Source organism: Kitasatospora sp. NPDC005856, from assembly GCF_040629945.1.
Classification (GTDB): Bacteria; Actinomycetota; Actinomycetes; order Streptomycetales; family Streptomycetaceae; genus Kitasatospora.
The window spans coordinates 1-15,557 of sequence record NZ_JBEXWT010000086.1 but is presented as its reverse complement, the minus strand read 5'-3'; the positions used below and the strand labels follow the sequence as shown (position 1 = coordinate 15,557).

Below are 15,557 nucleotides of genomic sequence, written 5' to 3'. Positions count from 1 at the left end.
GTTCCTGGTTATCACAGAAGGTCTTGGACGAATACTCAGAACCGGACGGATGATCGGAAGACTGTTATGCGGACGAGGAGGAGGGAGGACACATGTCCTCAACCGGCAGGACGATCTCGCTGGTCACCGGCGGCAACCGGGGCATCGGCCGGGAGGTCTGCCGCCAGCTCGGCGCCAGCGGCCACACCGTGCTGCTCTCGGCCCGGTCCCAGGTGGCGGCCGAGCGGGCGGCGGGCGAGCTGTCGGCCGACGGCGCGGACGTGCACCCGCTCCTGCTCGACGTCACCGATCCGGCCGGGGTGGTCCGGGCCGCCGACCAGGTGCGCGAGCGGTTCGGGAGACTGGACGTCCTGGTCAACAACGCCGCCATCACGTACGACACCTGGCAGCGGGCCGCGGACGCCGACCTCAGGGTGGTCGCCGAGGCGGCCGACACCAACCTCTACGGGGCCTGGCGGGTGGTCCAGGCCTTCCTGCCGCTGCTGCGGGTCGGCGGGCACGGCCGGATCGTCAACGTCAGCAGCGAGACGGCTTCGTTGACCAACATGGGCGGCGGCACGCCCGCGTACACCGTCTCCAAGGCGGGCCTGAACGCGCTCACCCGGATGCTCGCCGCCGAGCTGCGCGCCGACCGGATCCTGGTCAACGCGGTCTGTCCGGGCTGGGTGGCCACCGACATGGGCGGTGGTGGCGGCCGGCCGGTGCGCGACGGCGCCGCGGGCGTGGTGTGGGCCGCCGCGCTGCCGGACGACGGCCCCACCGGCGGCTTCTTCCGGGACGGACGCCCGCTGCCCTGGTGAGGGCCTGGGCGCTCATGCGCGAGTGGCGTTCCCGGAACTCCGGGAACGCCACTCGCGCACGGGCGCCGTCGGATCAGTCGCGCCGGGTGCAGATCATCCGGTCGGCGAGCCGCTCCGGCTCGTTCGGCGGGGTGAAGTGCATCTCGATCACGTGGCGGCCGGGGGCCTCCAGCTTGATCAGGGTGCGGATGCCGACCCGCTTGCCGAGCGAGTCGGGGTTGAGCACCCCGGGGTCGGTGAACTCGCCGGACATCCAGATCTCGTCGGCGCTGCCGCTGCCGGGCAGGCCCTTGAACTGCATCTCGGCGGTGGTCACGTTGTCGATGGTGATCCACTCGTAGCGGTCGTCCATCGTCGCGTACCCCAGCGTGCCGCGTCGGAAGTACGGCTGGCCGAGCAGCAGGCCACTGTCCTCCACGTTCAGGAACCGGCCGCCGGTCTCGTCCAGCCACCGGATGTCGCAGCGGAGCCGGGAGAAGATCGGGTTGTCCGGGGTCCCGCCGAGGAAGTAGGTGAACTTCTCGACGTCGTACACCCCGACGAGGGCGTCGAGCCTGCGGTGTCCCGCGCTCGGCAGGCCGTTGCGGACCGCCGCGGGCAGCTCGTCGGCTCCGGGGACGGTGAGCGTCTCGTTTTCGGTCATGGCAGTTCCCTCCAGTTATCCGTTGGGACCGAGGAAGAAGCCCCCGGTGGCCTCGATCGCGTGGCCGGTGACCCAGCGGGCATCGTCGGAGGCGAGGAAGGCGACGACGTCGGCGATGTCGGCGGGCCGGCCGAGCCGGCCCAGCGCGGTGATCCCCTCTATCGCCCTGGTGGCCTCGGGGTTGTCGCGCAGCCAGGCGTTCATGTCGGTATCGGTGACACCGGGCTGGACGGTGTTGACGGTGATGCCGCGCGGGCCCAGCAGCTGGGCCAGCGAGCGGCCCAGCACGTCCACCGCCGCCTTGGTCATCTGGTAGACGGTCTGCGGAATCGCCAGCCGGGTGACGCCGGAGGACATGTTGATGATGCGTCCGCCGTCGCGCAGCAGTGGCAGGGCCCGTTGAGTGAGGAAGAACAGCGCCCGGACGTTCACCGCGAACGCCTGGTCGAACTCCTCGGGTGTGGTGGTCTCGAACGCGCCCGTGAACACGCCCGCGTTGTTCACCAGGATGTCCAGCGGCTGCCCGGCCAGGCCGGTTTCGAGGCCGGCGAAGAGCCGGTCGAGGTCCCCGTCGGTGCCCAGCCGGGCGCCGATGGTGAAGGCCTGCCCGCCAGCCTGTTCGATCTCGGCGACGGTCTGCTTCGCGGCCGCCTCGTTGCCGCCGTAGTGCACCGCGACCAGCGCGCCGTCGGAGGCCAGGCGGATCGCGATGGCCCGCCCCAGTCCCCGGGATGCTCCGGTGACCAGTGCGGTCCTGCCGGCAAGTGGTGACATGTCTGAACTCCTTGTCGGTGGACGCGGATCAGACGGCCTTCAGCAGGCCGCCGTCGATGATGAACTCGGAACCGTTGATGTTGTCCACCCGCCGGGAGGCCAGCAGGGTGACGACGGTGGCGATCTCGTCCACCGTGGTCGGGGCGCCGGTGGACAGCCCGAGCATGGTCGGCACCTGCGACAGCAGCTCGGCGCGGGAGAGCCCGGCCTGCTTGGCCAGCTCGTCGGCGATCCCGCCGTCGCCGGTCCACGCGTCGGTCATGACGGGTCCGGCCGAGACGGTGTTCACCCGGACACCGGCCGGGCCGAACTCCTCGGCCAGCGACTTGCCGAAGCTCAGCAGGGCGGCCTTGGCGGCGGAGTAGTCGATGACCACCGGCAGCGGGAGACGGCCGTTGGTGCTGCCGATGTTGATCACCGAGCCCCGGCGCTCGATGATGCCGGGCAGGGCCGCCCTGGTGGTCCGCACGGCGATGAACAGGTTGGTGTCGAAGACCTTCGCCCAGCCGTCGTCGTCGATGGCCAGGAAACCCTCGGTCCTGGTGTCCGGCGCGCCGACGTTGTTGACCAGGACGTCGATTCCACCGGTCTCGGCCAGGGCGAATTCCACCAGTCGCGCGGCGGCGGCGCTTTCGGAGAGGTCGACCGCGAAGGTGTGCGGCGTGATCTCCTTCAGTTCGGCGCTGATGGTGCGCGCGGCGCCGATCACACGGACGCCTTCGGCGGAAAGCGCGCGGGCTATCGCCAGGCCGATTCCCCGGCTCGCCCCGGTGATCAGGGCGGTCTTTCCGGTGAGCTTGAGGTCCATTTCCCTCTCCTTTTCCGGTGGGGCGCTGTGGGCGCCGGTCAGGACGTGTGGCCGTATTCGTAGGAATGGTCGGGGCCGGTTTCGTCGGCCCAGACGGTGTGGACCTGCCGGGCGACGTGGATGTTCACCATCTGCACCCGATCGGGTCCGACCGCGGTGAAGGTGTGGGCCGTTCCGGCCGGCACCACGCAGATCTCGTCGGGCGTCAGTTCGTGCGTCCGGCCGTCGGCCTCGATCCGCGCGGTTCCCCGTACTACGACGAAGATTTCGTCGTAGGGGTGAAGATGGCGGCGCGGTCCCGGTCCGGGGGGCAGGTCCACGACGAACGCCGACGACCCCACGTCGCCGTGCTGCGCGCCGTCGAAAACGTGTGCCGCGATCTCGCCGTTGATTCGGACCACCGGCAGGCGGTCTTTAGGTACGATCCGCATGGGAGCGTCATTCCCCTCAGTCGGAAACGGCAGCGTCATTTCCGCCGGATTGCCCGCAGCGGTGTACGGTGCTGCCGTTCAGCCGATGTCGAACCTAGCGCCTCGGATGGCTGGCGGGTGAATGCGGTGACCGCGCGGGGGGTCAATTCGTTAAGTTGTCCCGATGGGCGCGGTGATAACCCGTCGTTATGGTGAAGGTTATTGGACCGGGTCGCAGAACCGGCGGTTTACTAGTGCAGTTCACTGCTGATGTGGCCAGCGGCCGCGCCGTCACACCGCGTGCTCGCCCCGAAGATGGGAGTGTCCCTTGACTACACGATCCGGCCCCGGTGCGACCGGCGATCTGCCGTCGGCGCCGGGCCCCCGACGGGGGCTCGCGCTCGCCGTCCTGGCCGGCGCGCTCGGGCTCGACCTGAGCGGGCTCGGCGTGCTGAACGCGGCGCTACCGGAGATCGGCGAGCACTTCTCGCTCGACGGTGCCACGTTGCAGTGGACGATGACCTCCTATGCGCTCACCTTCGCGGGCTTCCTGCTGTTCGGAGGCCGGGCCGCGGACGTGCTCGGCCGCCGCCGGGTGTTCGGCACCGGCGTGGTGCTGTTCACCGTCGCCGCCCTGGTCGGCGCCCTCGCCCCGACGGCCGGGATGCTCATCGTGGCCCGGGCGTTCCAGGGCGTCGGCGCGGCCCTGATCGGGCCCGCCACGCTGGCGCTGCTGGCCGAGGTGTTCCCGGAGGGGCCCGAGCGCAACCGCGCGATGGCGGTGTACGGATCGGTGGGCGCGGCAAGCTTCAGCGGTGGCGTCGTGCTCGGCGGCGTGCTCACCTCGACCGCTGGGTGGCGCGCGACGATGATCTTCTCGGTGCTGTTCGGAGTGGTCGTGCTGCTCGGGGTGAAGGCGGCGCTGCCGCCCAGCGTCCGGCACCCCTCGCCGCTGGACCTGCCCGGGGCGGTGCTGGTCACCGCCGGGCTGGTGCTCGCGGTGTTCGGTGTGAGCCGGGGCGGCGCGAGCGGCTGGGGCGACGCGGGCACCGTGGTCTCCCTCGTGGGTTCCGTCGTGCTACTGGTCGGGTTCCTCGTATGGGAGCGCCGCAGCGCGGACCCGCTGATGCCGCTCAGCCTGTTCCGGTCGGTCCCGGTGCGGATCAGCTCGCTCGCTGCACTCGTGCACTACAGCGCCGCGGTGGGGATGCTGTTCTTCGCCCCGCTGTACATGCAGGGTGTGCTCGGTTACTCGCCGCTCGAGTCGGGGCTCGCGGTGGTGCCGCAGTCGATCATCCTGTTCTTCGTCGCGAACCTGCTGACCGGCCGTCTGCTGGGCCGGTTCGGCCCGCGGATCCCGATGATCATCGGCCTGTTCTTCATCGGCGCCGCCTTGGTCGCCTGGCTGTTCACCCCGGTGGACGGCAACTACTGGCTGGACCTGCTGCCCGGTCTGCTGCTCACCGGCATCGGGCAGGGCCTGACCTTCCCGTCGATGACCGTGGGCTCGCTGATGGGCGTACCGGCGCGGCAGCACGGCGTTGCCGGCGCCGTCAACGTCACCGCCCAGCAGATCGGTTCCAGCGTCGGGGTGGCCGCCCTGGTGGTGGTCGCCACGGTCAGCACGACCTCGGACACGCCGGCCGGAACCCTGAACGGGTACCACGCCGCCTACGTGGCGGGTGCCCTGGTCTGCCTGGTCGGTGTGCTGGTGGTCGCCGCCGTGCGCCGCGGCTGGCGGACGGACGAGGCCGCGGCCGCCCCGGCGGTCGCCCCGGCGGTCGAGCAGGAGGGGGCCGCTCCCGCGACCACCTGAGACCCGGCTCGGCCCGGTGCCGGCCGCACACCGCTGGGAATTGCCCGTGACCGACCTCCCGTGAGGGGGGTTGGGCGCGGGCAATTCCTTTTTGACAAAAGGAAATTCGTCCGCACAGTACGTTAAGAACGCCTTGTCGCCGGTCATCGCGGCCACTGAGCATGGACCGGGCAAACCCCTGCCCTTCCTGCCCTGAAATGAGGTGTTCGCATGACCACCGCAAAAGAAGTAGCGGCGGACGTCCCGCAGACCGCCCGCTCGGCCTCGGCCCCCCCGCCGTGGTGGCGCCGGATCTGGATCGTGCTGTTCGCCGCCTATTGCGTCGGATTCGCGGTCTACGGCGGGTACCGGTACGTCACGCTCGACCCCGAACAGTCCCGGGTGCCGATCCGCCCCGACATCGCGTTGCACCATCCCCTGCTGACCGTGCACGTGCTCACCGGCGTCGTCGCGGTCCTGCTGGCCTGGACCCAGGTGTGGCCGTGGCTGCGCAACAACCACCCGCGGGTGCACCGCCGGGTCGGCTGGGTCTACTACCTGGCCGGGGTCATTCCCTCCGGCCTGCTGGCCTTCCCGGTCGCTGTGCTCACCCCGGCCGGTCAAGGCATCAGAGCCGCCCTGCTGGCGATGTCGGCGCTCTGGGCGGCGACGACCGTTCTCGGCCTGCTGGCGGCGGTCCAGCACCGGTACGAGGACCACCGCAGGTGGATGCTGCGCAACGTGGCGTTGAGCACCACCATCGCCACCTCCCGGATCGTGGGCAGGCTCGGCGTCGAGGTGACCGACTGGCTGCTGCCGGAGACCTACGCCGACAAACAACGGCTGGTGTTCGAGGAGATGAACGCCGCCGGCCTGTGGGCGGCCCTCGCGCTGCACCTGCTGTTCGTGGAGTGGTACCTGCTGCGCCCGCGCCGCCGCCGGCGCCCGGCGACGCGGGCCGTGGCGGCGGGCGGAGCCTGAGGTCAGCGCTCCGACCAGGCGCGGCTGAACCCCACCAGCAGCGCACCGGCCACGCAGGACAGACCCGCCGTCAGATAGGCGGCGTGGTATCCGGCCAGCTGGCCGGCCGGGCCGGACGACGGGGTGGCCGCGACCGAGACCGAGACCAGCAGCACCACCCCTACACTGCAACCCACCTGCTGCGCCACCACGTTCAGCGCACCGGCGACGCCGTGCTGATCGGCGGGCACGCCGGTCAGCGCCGCCGCCGTCATCGAGGGGAACACCAGACCGATACCCAGTCCGGTGACCGCGACCCCGGGCAGCATCTGCGACCAGTAACCGCCGGCCGGCGACAGCCAGGCCCACCGGGCCATGCCGACGGCGATCAGCAGCAACCCGGCCACCAGCACCGGCTTCTGCCCGAACCGCGCGAGCAGGTGCCGGGTGAGGAAGTTCGAGGTGGTGAAGACCACGCAGGACATCGGGAGCAGGGCGAGGGCGGAGGCGGTCGGAGAGTAGCCGCGCAGCTGTTGCAGGTACAGCGGGGCGAGGAACAACAGCCCCACCGCGGCGGCGTACTGCAGGAAGGCGGTCAACGAGGCGGCCCGGACCGACGCCAACCGGAAGAACGCCGGTGGCAGCAACGGATCGGCGGCACGGCGCTGCCGGACGATGAACGCCGCCAGGGCGAGGACCGCGAGGACCAGGGCGATGGCCGCGACCGGGTCGTCCCATCCGGCCTCGCCGGCCCGGCTCACCCCGAAGACCGCCAGCAGCAGCCCCAGGGTCACCTGTGCGGCGCCCGGTACGTCCACACTGCCCCGCCGCGCGCCGCCCCCCTCGGGCAGCGCGCGGCGGGTCAGCACCAGCAGCAGCGCACCGAGGACGGCCGGCGTGGTGAACACCGCACGCCAGCCCGGCCATTCGGTCATCACGCCGCCGAGCACCAGGCCCAGGCTCGCGCTGGCCGCGCCGACCGCGCCGTAGACGCCCAGGGCCCGGTCGCGGGCCCGGCCCGGCGCGAACACCTCGGTCAGCAGGGCCAGCGCGGCCGGGCCGGACATCGCGGCGCCCAGCCCCTGGGCGGCCCGTGCGGCGATCAGCAGCCAGGCCATCGGGGCGAGCGCGGCGACCAGCCCGGAGCCGGAGAACACCGCGACGCCCAGTGCGAACATCCGGCGCCGGCCCAGCAGATCGGCCAGTCGGCCGCTCAGCAGCAGGAAGCCGGCGAACGTGACCGAATAGGCGGTCATCGTCCACTGGAGCGCCGAGCTGCCCATGCCGAAGTGCGCCCCGATCTCGGGCAGGGCGGGATTGATGACGTTCAGCCCGCCCACGTCCAGTGCCAGCGCACCGGCGAGCGTGCCCAGTGCGCGGCGCTCGTCACGGGTCAGCCGGTGGGCCCGGTGCCGGGTCGCGTCCTGGTTCACGGTCGAATCGCTCCACAACTGGTGCCGGCTGGAAAACGCGTGAGGTCCCGGACCACCGACGGCGCGGTCCGGGACCTCGGGGCGACCGCGCGCTCAGCTCACTCGAAGGAGCCGAGGAACTCGCCGCCGTCGACGTCGACCAGGGTGCCCGTGATCGCGGGGTTCGACATCAGGGCGAGCGCCATCGAGGCGATGTCCTCGGGCCGGCCGGCGTGGTCGACCAGCTGGCGGTTCATCGGCGTCACGCCGATCCCGCCCGGGCTGATGGTGTTCACCCGCAGCGGGCTCAGCTCGTAGGCGGCGTTGCGGCCCAGGGCCTCGATCGAGCCGTGCAGCGAACCCCAGAAACCGCGTCCCTCGGAGGGCCGGTGGCTGCTGGAGCCGGACAGCAGGGTCACCGAGCCGCCGGAGCGGACCCTGCCGACCGCCGCCTGGAGCAGGTTGTAGCTGAGCCAGAACCGGCCGAAGGACTTCATGGCCTCGGGAAGCGGGGTGTTGGCGATCCCGTAGGCCGAGCTGACGTGGCCGGAGCCGCCGAGCGCCGCGATGTGATCGGGGGCCGCCTGCTCGACCAGCTCGACCGCCTGCTGGGCCTGCTCCGGGTCCGCGACGATCGTGCTGAGCTCGGGCAGCGACTGCGCCACCGCGGCCAGCCGCTCGGCCGAGCGGCCGGACAGCACGACCTTGGCGCCGGCGGCCAGCGCGGCCTGGGCCGTCGCGACCCCCATCTTGCCGGTGCCCACCACCAGTACCCGTGCTCCGGCCAGTGGCGATGCCGTCGAGAGAGGCATGACACTCCATTCCACTTTTTTAATCGCTATGGAACGTTACCCGACAATCAAACCACATGCGGAGCCAATGATGTGACGCAGTATCACTCATTCTCCCCGCCATTTCTTGCCACTCCCGCCGGTCGACGGGTCTGATGGGAACCGCCCCAATTGATCCGATTCCCGAGGAGAACCGGTGTCCGGACGAGAACTGTTGATCGGTGCGGTCGGCGAAGTACCCGACGGAGAGGCCGTGCTGGTTCCCGCGAATGAGACCGGTACCGGTGCGGCGATCGCCGTCTTCAATGACGGCGGGAGTTTCTACGCGATCGACGACACCTGCACGCACGGCGCGGCCTCGCTGGCCGAGGGCTGGGCGGAGGACGGGCGGGTGGAATGCCCGCTGCACGGCGGCGCGTTCTGCCTGCGCACCGGCGAGGCGGTCGCACTGCCCGCCAGCGCGGGCGTGCTCGCCCACCGGGTCGACGTCCGTGACGGCCAGGTGTGGCTGACCCCCACCGCGGTCGAGTGATGGCGGCCGGAGTACCGGGCGGCGTGGTGGTGGTCGGCGCCGGTGCGGCCGGGGTCGCGGCGTGCGCGGAACTGCGCGCGCTGGGCTGGGACGGACGGCTGACTCTGATCGGCGCCGAGCATGAACTCCCTTATGAGAGACCGCCGTTGAGTAAAGGTGTACTGCTGGGCAGGGCGGCCGTCGACGACCTCGCGCTGCGCCCGGGCGCCTGGTACGCGGAGCACGGCATCCGGCTGCGGCTCGGTGAACGGGTGAGCGCGATTCGGCCGGCCGAGGGCCGGGTGGTGCTGGCGGACGGCACCACCGAGGCCGCCGACGCCGTGGTGCTCGCCACCGGTGGTGAGCCCCGCAGGCTCGCCGTGCCGGGCGCCGGGCACCCCGCCGTGACCGTGCTGCGCACCGCCCGGGATGCCGCGTCACTGCGCGAACGGCTGCTGCCCGGAGCCACGGTGGGCGTGATCGGCGCCGGGCTGATCGGTGCCGAGGTCGCCGCGAGCGCGGTGACGCTGGGCTGCGACGTGGTGCTCATCGACCCGGCGCCGCGCCCGCTGGAGCACGCCGTCGGCCCGCAGGTCGCCGAACTGCTGCACGGCCAGCACCGCGCGCACGGAGTGCGGGTGCTGCGGGCCGCCGTCCGCGAGGTGGCGGACCGGGGGAAGGGCGTGCGGCTGCTCCTGGACGGGGGAGCGGAGTCTGTGGACTGCGACGCGGTCGTCGTCGGAGTCGGCCTGACCCGTGACCTCGCCCTCGCCGAGGACGCGGGCCTGGCCGTCGACGCGGGGGTACTGGTCGACGAGCGGCAGCGCACCTCCAACCCCCGGGTGTTCGCCGTCGGCGACCTGGCCAGGCAGCTGGGTCCGCAGGGCCCGCGCCCGCCCGCCGAGCACTGGGACGGTGCGCTCACCGGCGCCCGTGCGGCCGCGGCGGCACTGCTCGGGCGGGCGGCCCCGCGCCCGCGGGCGCCGTGGTTCTGGTCCGACCGCTACGACACCCGCCTCGAAGTGGCGGGGGAGATCGCGGGCGCGGACCAGTTCGTGGTCCGCGGCGTGCTCGGTGAGCGCGAGTACAGTCTGTTCGCTCTCCGACAGGGCCGGTGCGCGGGCGCGGTGGGGGTCAACCGGCCGTCGGACGTGGGCGCCGCACGCCGTCTCATCGAGCGTCGGACACCGGTCGACGCTGACCTGCTCGCCGACGAGAGCGCGGACCTTCGGGCGCTCGCCCGGGGCTGACCGGGCGCGGGTGCCCGCGCCTCGGGCGGCTGTCGGCCCGGGCCGGATCCGTCGTGGTGGAGAACCTGGGACGAAGCGAAGCACCTGGACCCCGAGGCCGTCATCGAGACGGCCCCGCGGTACCAGTACTTCAGCGTGGACACCGAACTGGCCTTGGAGGGTGCAGAGTTCGTATCGCGTCGTAGTTCCGTCCCCTTGGCCGACCTTGATTGGCCCGGGTCACCCCGTCCCGCTCTCGCCCTGCCGGCACCACCCCACCCACGCGCGCCGGTGTTCAATCATGCGACGTCGGCTCTCACTGGCGCTTCCGGGCACGGTGATGATTCCATCAATTCGACGTCGTCAATGATCATTAGACGGTACGTCAGGTCGGCTTGCCCCCTGGAAGACGGGGTGCGCGGCCGGCCTCCTTCCTGCTGGAGACAAGTCAAGGAATGCTATGAAGCGCATCGCTCGTTCGCTGGCTGTGGCTGCCACCGCCGGCTCCCTGACGCTGTTGGCCGCTCCCGCCTCGCTGGCGGCGGCCTCGAGCACGACCACCACGCCCTGCGCCACCTACACCGCCTCCAACAGCTACGGCTACGGCCAGCTCTCGGTCTGTCCGCTGGGTGGCACCAACTACCGGATCAGCGGCTACATCTCGACCAACATGCCGGACGGCGGGATCTTCGGGCCGAACTGCGCCGGCTGGTACCTGCGGTCGGGTTCGACGTACCTCGGGCTGGGGACGACCGTCTGCGCCCAGCCGAACGTTGCCACGTCCACCCGCAACTTCGACTACAGCACCACGCTGTCGGCCACGCCGGACAGTGCCGGGATCCAGCAGGTCGACCTGTAACCCCTGCTGACGGGGGAGCCGTCACGGAACTGTCCGACTGCAGCAGGCAGGCGGTCGGACACCGGTCGGCTCGTCATCGTTCCGACGGAGCTGCCCCTGCCTGCCGGGCAGGGGCAGCTCCGCTCTGCCACGCGTTGCCTCCGGAGCCGGCGCAACGCCGGCGGTGACCGCCGCCTGGTGACACGAACGGCTTCGGTCCGATTTCCGGCGCTGCTCCCACCATCGAGGCGCTGCTCCTCGGGGACGGTTCGCGGTCACCGTCGGGCTGTACCGACCGGCCTGTGCCGGAGCCCCGGCCACGCGGATCGACGCTCCAGGGCCGGCTCCGTCGGCCGGGTCGGCGTCGGTGGCGGGGGACCGTGGTTCCCTGGCATGACCGAGCCTTCAGCCGGGGATCACCGGGTGGTTGTTGCCCATGGCGACCCGCGGCCGGCCGCGGGACTCCTGAGCTGCACCGACCACCCGGGTTCGCCACGTGTCGCCGCGGGCCGGGCCCCGGTCAGGCGAGACGGGCGAGCAGGACGCGATGCATCGGGGTGTCGATCAGCCTGACCCGGCGCAGGCCCGCGTCGGCCAGCCACTGATCGTAGTCCTGGACACCGAACGAGTCGCCGCCGCCGGTGGCCAGCATCGAGGCGGCGAAGAGGCGGAAGAATCGATTCTGGATGGAGCCCGCACCGGCATCCTCGTCGAGGATGTGGTCGACGATGGCGACCATGCCGCCCTCGGAGAGGGACTTGGCCGACTTCAGCAGCAGTTCCCTGGCGGAGTCAGGTGTCTGCAAGTGGAAGATGTTCACGAACAACGCCAGGTCGACGCCGACGCCCCAATCGTGGTTCCAGAAATCGCAGACCACCGGCTCGAAGCGGTCCGTGACGCCGAGGCGAGCGGCCTGCTCGGTGGCGATGGGGATGATCTGCTCGGCGTCCAGGCCTCGGCCGCGCAGCTCGGGAAACTCTTCCAGCAGGAGGTGGCTGTAGATCCCGGTGCCGCAGCCCACGTCGAGCAGGATCGAGGAGGCGCCGTCCGTCCAGCCGAACTCGCGCAGCGTGTCGGCCAGCGCGGCTGTGATCGGTGGAGCCCAGAAGTTGATGCCGCGCACCAGCGAGGTGTAGTCGCTCTCGGAGATCTGGTTGAGCTGCTCGGCGCCGTTCTCGCCCCGCGCGCCAGTGCGCACCGCGTCGGCCAGGTTGCGCCAGGCGTTCCAGGCCACAGCGCGGTCGTGGCTGATCTTGCCGGCCAGACTGTAGAGGCTGTCGGGCGAGAACACCCGGTGCAGCTCGGCGGGCAGCGTGTAGACGACCTGGCCGTCTTCGCCGCGGCTCCGCGCGAGGATGTCGTAGGCGTGGAGTCCGTCGAGCAGGACCCGAGTCGCCCGAAGGTCGGTGTCGAGCAGGTTTGCCAGCTCGGCCGCAGTGGACGGGGCCGTGGTCAGCGCTTCGAACACTCCCAGGTCCTGGGCGGCTTCGATGACTCCGGTGGACCAAATGCCGATCAGGTGCTCGTACAGCCGGTGCGTGGCGCGTATCTCGTCAGCGTGGGAAGAGATCAGCTGGTGGTCGACCAGCGGGACGGAATTGCGCAAGGCATTGATAGCGGGAAACGGCATGGCGAAATATCCCTGTGACTCGGAAAGATGTTGGGCCGATCGGCCGATGATGACGAGTTGAGCCGCGAACGGGGCGTGTGAGGCGAGCGTAGCCGCCACCAGGTGACGCCGTCTCGATCCGGAGGCTCGTGGATGAGGACGACCAGGTCGTGTGGTTCCGGCGAGAGTGGGTCGAGAGCGGGATCACCCCAGACCGCGATGGCCTTTCGGTGGCGCTCAACTGAGGCGAGGATGCAGTTGAACGCGCCTGTCGTCCGATCTGGCCTTCGGCGCCGGAGTGTTGCGCGGCAACGCCTTTCCCGGGTATCCGGACGATCGGTATGACCCGCTGGGAACCGCGGATCCGGACGTGGGGCTGTCCGGGCTGACCGCGGCGGTACGCGTGGCCGTGGAGCATATCGATCCGACGTGTTGTCAGACAACCTCCGGGTGATGAGCATTGATCGACAGAGCCCCCGCGGGACATAGTGCTGCCGGACGGCGTCGTGCACGATGGGAGGCGGATTCCTCCGCATCGGAGCCTCGAAGTTCTCGCTTCTGCTGTCCGCTCCGCGCTCCGGGTGTGCGGGCAGGTGAAGCCGGCATGTGCGCGGCTGGACCGGCCCTGTGCGCCGGGGCGTCTGTCAGGCAGGCGGGAAAGGGAAACGCGGATGGCTGACGGGCTGACGCATGAACGACGCCTCTGCCTTCTCCATCCCCTTTAGGAGGACTCTCTGTGGCTGTGCGAGACATGGCGTACGTCGAGTTGTATACGATCGATAAGGGCTCTTCTGTCGATTACTTCGTCTCATCCTTCGGCTTCACGCGGGTGGCGGACGCGGTGACGGCCGACCGGAGTTCGGTACTGCTCCGGCAGGGCGGGGTGGACGTGCTGGTCACCTCCGGGCGGGGGATCTGGAAGTTCCTGGACGAGCACGGGGAGGGAATCGCCGACATCGCGCTGACCTGTGACGATGTCAGTGGAACCTGCAGGGCGGCGGAGGCGGCCGGTGGCAGCATCGTCGGCTCCACAGGTGGCAACCCGGTGCTGTCGGGCTTCGGCGGCGTGTCCCATACGCTCCTTCCCGCTGCCGACGGTCCCGGGTCGGCCTTCCCCGGCGGCCACCACTGGATCGCCACCTCGGGGGAGCCGATCCGGCCGACCGGCCGGCTCCGGTCGCTGGACCACGTGGCGATCTGCCTCGAGGGGAACACCCTGGCGGAGTTCGCCGACTACTACGAGGACGGTTTCGGGCTCTCCCGCTACTTTTCCGAATACGTCGGAGTCGGCGACCAGGCGATGGACTCGATCGTCGTCCGGAGCGCGTCGGGGGGCGCCACCTTCACGCTCGTCGCGCCGGATCCGGTGAAGGGATCCGGACAGCTCGACGCGTTCCTGGAAAGGAACGGCGGCCCGGGGGTTCAGCATCTCGCATTCCTCGTCGACGACATCGTTCCCGCGGTCCATGAGTTCCGGGACCGCGGTGTGGAGTTCCTGAGGACCCCGGGCACGTACTACGACATGCTCGCCGAGCGCTCCATCGGGGTGCGGGAGGAGATCGCGGCGCTGCGGGCCACCGGTGTGCTGGCCGACCGCGACGAATGGGGATACCTGTTGCAGCTGTTCAGTCGCTCACCGTACGAGCGCAACACGCTCTTCTTCGAGCTCATTCAGCGCCGGGGGTCCCGGGGATTCGGCAGTTCCAACATTCGGGCCCTCTACGAAGCGGTAGAGCGCGACCGGCTCGCTGCCGAATGAACGGTAAGGGTTCCGGTGCCGCGGCGGTGAACGCCCTCACGCTGGCCGAAATCGCCCGCCTGGCCCGGGAGCGCATGGATGCCGCCGTGTGGGACTTCCTGGAGGGGGGCGCGGGTGAGGAGTGGACGCTCAGGGCGAATACGGAGACGTTCGACCGGGTGCGACTGCTGCCGAGGGTGCTGGCCGGAATCGGCCGATCGGAGACCGGGACCCGGATTCTGGACCGCAACTGGGTGGCGCCGGTCGCCATCGCGCCGATGGCCTATCACACCCTGGTCGATCCGATGGGCGAGGTCGCCACGGCCCGGGCCGCGGGAACCGCCGGCATCCCGCTCATCGTGAGCACGTTCGCGGGCCGAACCTTCGAGGACATCGCCGCGGAAGCCTTCTCCCCGCTCTGGCTCCAGGTGTACTGCTTCCGTGACCGCTCGACGACTCGACGGCTCATCGAGCGGGCCGAGCGGGCCGGCTTCGAGGCGCTGGTGCTCACCGTGGACGCCCCGCACCTCGGTCGCCGGCTCCGGGACCTGCGCAACGACTTCCGGCTGCCGCAGGGCATCGAGCCGGCCAACCTCACCGGCACTGGCTTCTCCTCCCCGAGCGGCCACGCGCAAGCCGAGTTCGATCCCGCCCTCGACTGGTCGGTGCTCGAGTGGCTGCGTTCGGTGAGCTCGCTTCCCGTGCTGCTCAAGGGAGTTCTCAGCGTTGCCGACGCGCGGATGGCGGTCGCGGCGGGCGCGGACGGCATCGTCGTGTCGAACCACGGCGGCCGGCAGTTGGACGGTGTCCCGGCGACGCTGGAGGTGCTGCCCGAGATCGCTTCGGCGGTCGCGGGCGACTGCGCCGTCCTCCTGGACGGCGGGATCCGCCGCGGCCGGGACGTCCTGGCCGCGCTCGCGCTCGGCGCCGACGCGGTGCTGTTGGGGCGTCCGATCCTGCACGGACTGGCCGCAGGCCGCCAGCCGGGCGCGGAGCGGGTGCTGGACCTGATCACCGCCGAGCTGGCGGACGCGATGACGCTCACCGGCACCCGAACCGTCGCGGACGCCGGACCGGACCTGGTCCGGGCGGCAGCACTCGCAGTCTGACGGGGCGGCACCTGCGTGAACGGGGTCCGGCCGTCGCTCGGTTCCGAGCGACAGGCGGGCACCCCAGCCCAGAAGAAAAAAGAACCGACGACCCCCCAACACCGGAAGGGGGGGTAGGGACAGAGAGGAA

The 15,557-nt window shown here is 70.8% G+C and carries 15 protein-coding genes; 8 read left to right on the top strand and 7 right to left on the bottom strand.

Features of this window, described 5'->3' with window-relative positions:
- The first annotated feature begins 92 nt into the window (after nt 1–92).
- Nucleotides 93–800, top strand: a complete 708-nt coding sequence (locus ABZ449_RS34105) for an SDR family oxidoreductase (protein WP_360353864.1) — start codon at nt 93–95, stop codon at nt 798–800.
- A gap of 73 nt (nt 801–873) precedes the next feature.
- Here the strand turns inward: ABZ449_RS34105 and ABZ449_RS34100 are convergent, their stop codons facing one another.
- Genes ABZ449_RS34100 through ABZ449_RS34085 form a run of 4 tightly spaced genes read right to left on the bottom strand, consistent with a single transcriptional unit; the run spans nt 874 to nt 3,456 of the window.
- Nucleotides 874–1,443 carry a DUF1579 family protein gene (locus tag ABZ449_RS34100; protein ID WP_360353862.1) on the bottom strand — a complete coding sequence of 190 codons (570 nt, stop codon included), beginning with the start codon at nt 1,441–1,443 and terminating at the stop codon, nt 874–876.
- Between the two features lie 15 nt (nt 1,444–1,458).
- Nucleotides 1,459–2,217 (bottom strand): SDR family oxidoreductase, encoded by a 759-nt coding sequence (locus tag ABZ449_RS34095; RefSeq protein WP_360353860.1) that lies wholly within the window; start codon nt 2,215–2,217, stop codon nt 1,459–1,461.
- A 28-nt stretch (nt 2,218–2,245) separates the two neighbouring features.
- Nucleotides 2,246–3,025: an SDR family NAD(P)-dependent oxidoreductase gene (locus tag ABZ449_RS34090; RefSeq protein WP_360353858.1), complete on the bottom strand. Its 780-nt coding sequence runs from the start codon at nt 3,023–3,025 to the stop codon at nt 2,246–2,248.
- 38 nt (nt 3,026–3,063) lie between these two features.
- Entirely contained in the window at nt 3,064–3,456 is a 393-nt protein-coding gene (locus ABZ449_RS34085; RefSeq protein WP_360353856.1) for a cupin domain-containing protein, read from the bottom strand.
- 307 nt (nt 3,457–3,763) lie between these two features.
- On the opposite strand from ABZ449_RS34085, the gene ABZ449_RS34080 reads away from it, so the two are divergent.
- Both ABZ449_RS34080 and ABZ449_RS34075 read left to right on the top strand, forming a co-directional pair.
- A complete protein-coding gene (locus ABZ449_RS34080) occupies nt 3,764–5,251 on the top strand; it encodes an MFS transporter (protein ID WP_360353854.1) in 1,488 nt (495 codons plus the stop codon).
- Nucleotides 5,252–5,461: 210 nt separating this feature from the next.
- The gene (locus ABZ449_RS34075; RefSeq protein ID WP_360353852.1) at nt 5,462–6,211 is read left to right on the top strand and encodes a DUF2306 domain-containing protein; all 750 of its coding nucleotides are present in this window, start codon (nt 5,462–5,464) and stop codon (nt 6,209–6,211) included.
- A gap of 2 nt (nt 6,212–6,213) precedes the next feature.
- Here ABZ449_RS34075 and ABZ449_RS34070 read toward each other — a convergent pair whose 3' ends face one another.
- Together ABZ449_RS34070 and ABZ449_RS34065 are read right to left on the bottom strand one after the other, a co-directional pair.
- Nucleotides 6,214–7,623, bottom strand: coding sequence for an MFS transporter (locus ABZ449_RS34070; protein ID WP_360353851.1), 1,410 nt, complete (start codon nt 7,621–7,623; stop codon nt 6,214–6,216).
- A 98-nt stretch (nt 7,624–7,721) separates the two neighbouring features.
- The gene (locus ABZ449_RS34065) at nt 7,722–8,414 is read right to left on the bottom strand and encodes an SDR family oxidoreductase (RefSeq protein ID WP_360353850.1); all 693 of its coding nucleotides are present in this window, start codon (nt 8,412–8,414) and stop codon (nt 7,722–7,724) included.
- Between the two features lie 175 nt (nt 8,415–8,589).
- Here ABZ449_RS34065 and ABZ449_RS34060 point away from each other — a divergent pair, with 175 nt between their 5' ends.
- The 3 genes from ABZ449_RS34060 (at nt 8,590) to ABZ449_RS34050 (ending at nt 10,992) form a co-directional block, all read left to right on the top strand.
- Nucleotides 8,590–8,925, top strand: coding sequence for a bifunctional 3-phenylpropionate/cinnamic acid dioxygenase ferredoxin subunit (locus tag ABZ449_RS34060; protein WP_360353848.1), 336 nt, complete (start codon nt 8,590–8,592; stop codon nt 8,923–8,925).
- Nucleotides 8,925–10,154: an FAD-dependent oxidoreductase gene (locus tag ABZ449_RS34055; RefSeq protein WP_360353846.1), complete on the top strand. Its 1,230-nt coding sequence runs from the start codon at nt 8,925–8,927 to the stop codon at nt 10,152–10,154. The genes ABZ449_RS34060 and ABZ449_RS34055 overlap by 1 nt, the downstream gene beginning before the upstream one ends.
- 439 nt (nt 10,155–10,593) lie before the next feature.
- Complete coding sequence (locus ABZ449_RS34050) at nt 10,594–10,992, top strand: hypothetical protein (RefSeq protein WP_360353845.1); 399 nt, start codon at nt 10,594–10,596, stop codon at nt 10,990–10,992.
- A gap of 499 nt (nt 10,993–11,491) precedes the next feature.
- Here the strand turns inward: ABZ449_RS34050 and ABZ449_RS34045 are convergent, their stop codons facing one another.
- Complete coding sequence (locus ABZ449_RS34045; protein ID WP_360353843.1) at nt 11,492–12,700, bottom strand: class I SAM-dependent methyltransferase; 1,209 nt, start codon at nt 12,698–12,700, stop codon at nt 11,492–11,494.
- Between the two features lie 631 nt (nt 12,701–13,331).
- Here ABZ449_RS34045 and hppD point away from each other — a divergent pair.
- Both hppD and ABZ449_RS34035 read left to right on the top strand, forming a co-directional pair.
- Nucleotides 13,332–14,339 (top strand): 4-hydroxyphenylpyruvate dioxygenase, encoded by a 1,008-nt coding sequence (gene hppD, locus ABZ449_RS34040; RefSeq protein WP_360353842.1) that lies wholly within the window; start codon nt 13,332–13,334, stop codon nt 14,337–14,339.
- A 26-nt stretch (nt 14,340–14,365) separates the two neighbouring features.
- On the top strand, nt 14,366–15,427 hold the full coding sequence (locus ABZ449_RS34035) for an alpha-hydroxy acid oxidase (protein WP_360353841.1): 1,062 nt from the start codon (nt 14,366–14,368) through the stop codon (nt 15,425–15,427).
- The last annotated feature ends 130 nt before the right edge of the window (nt 15,428–15,557 follow it).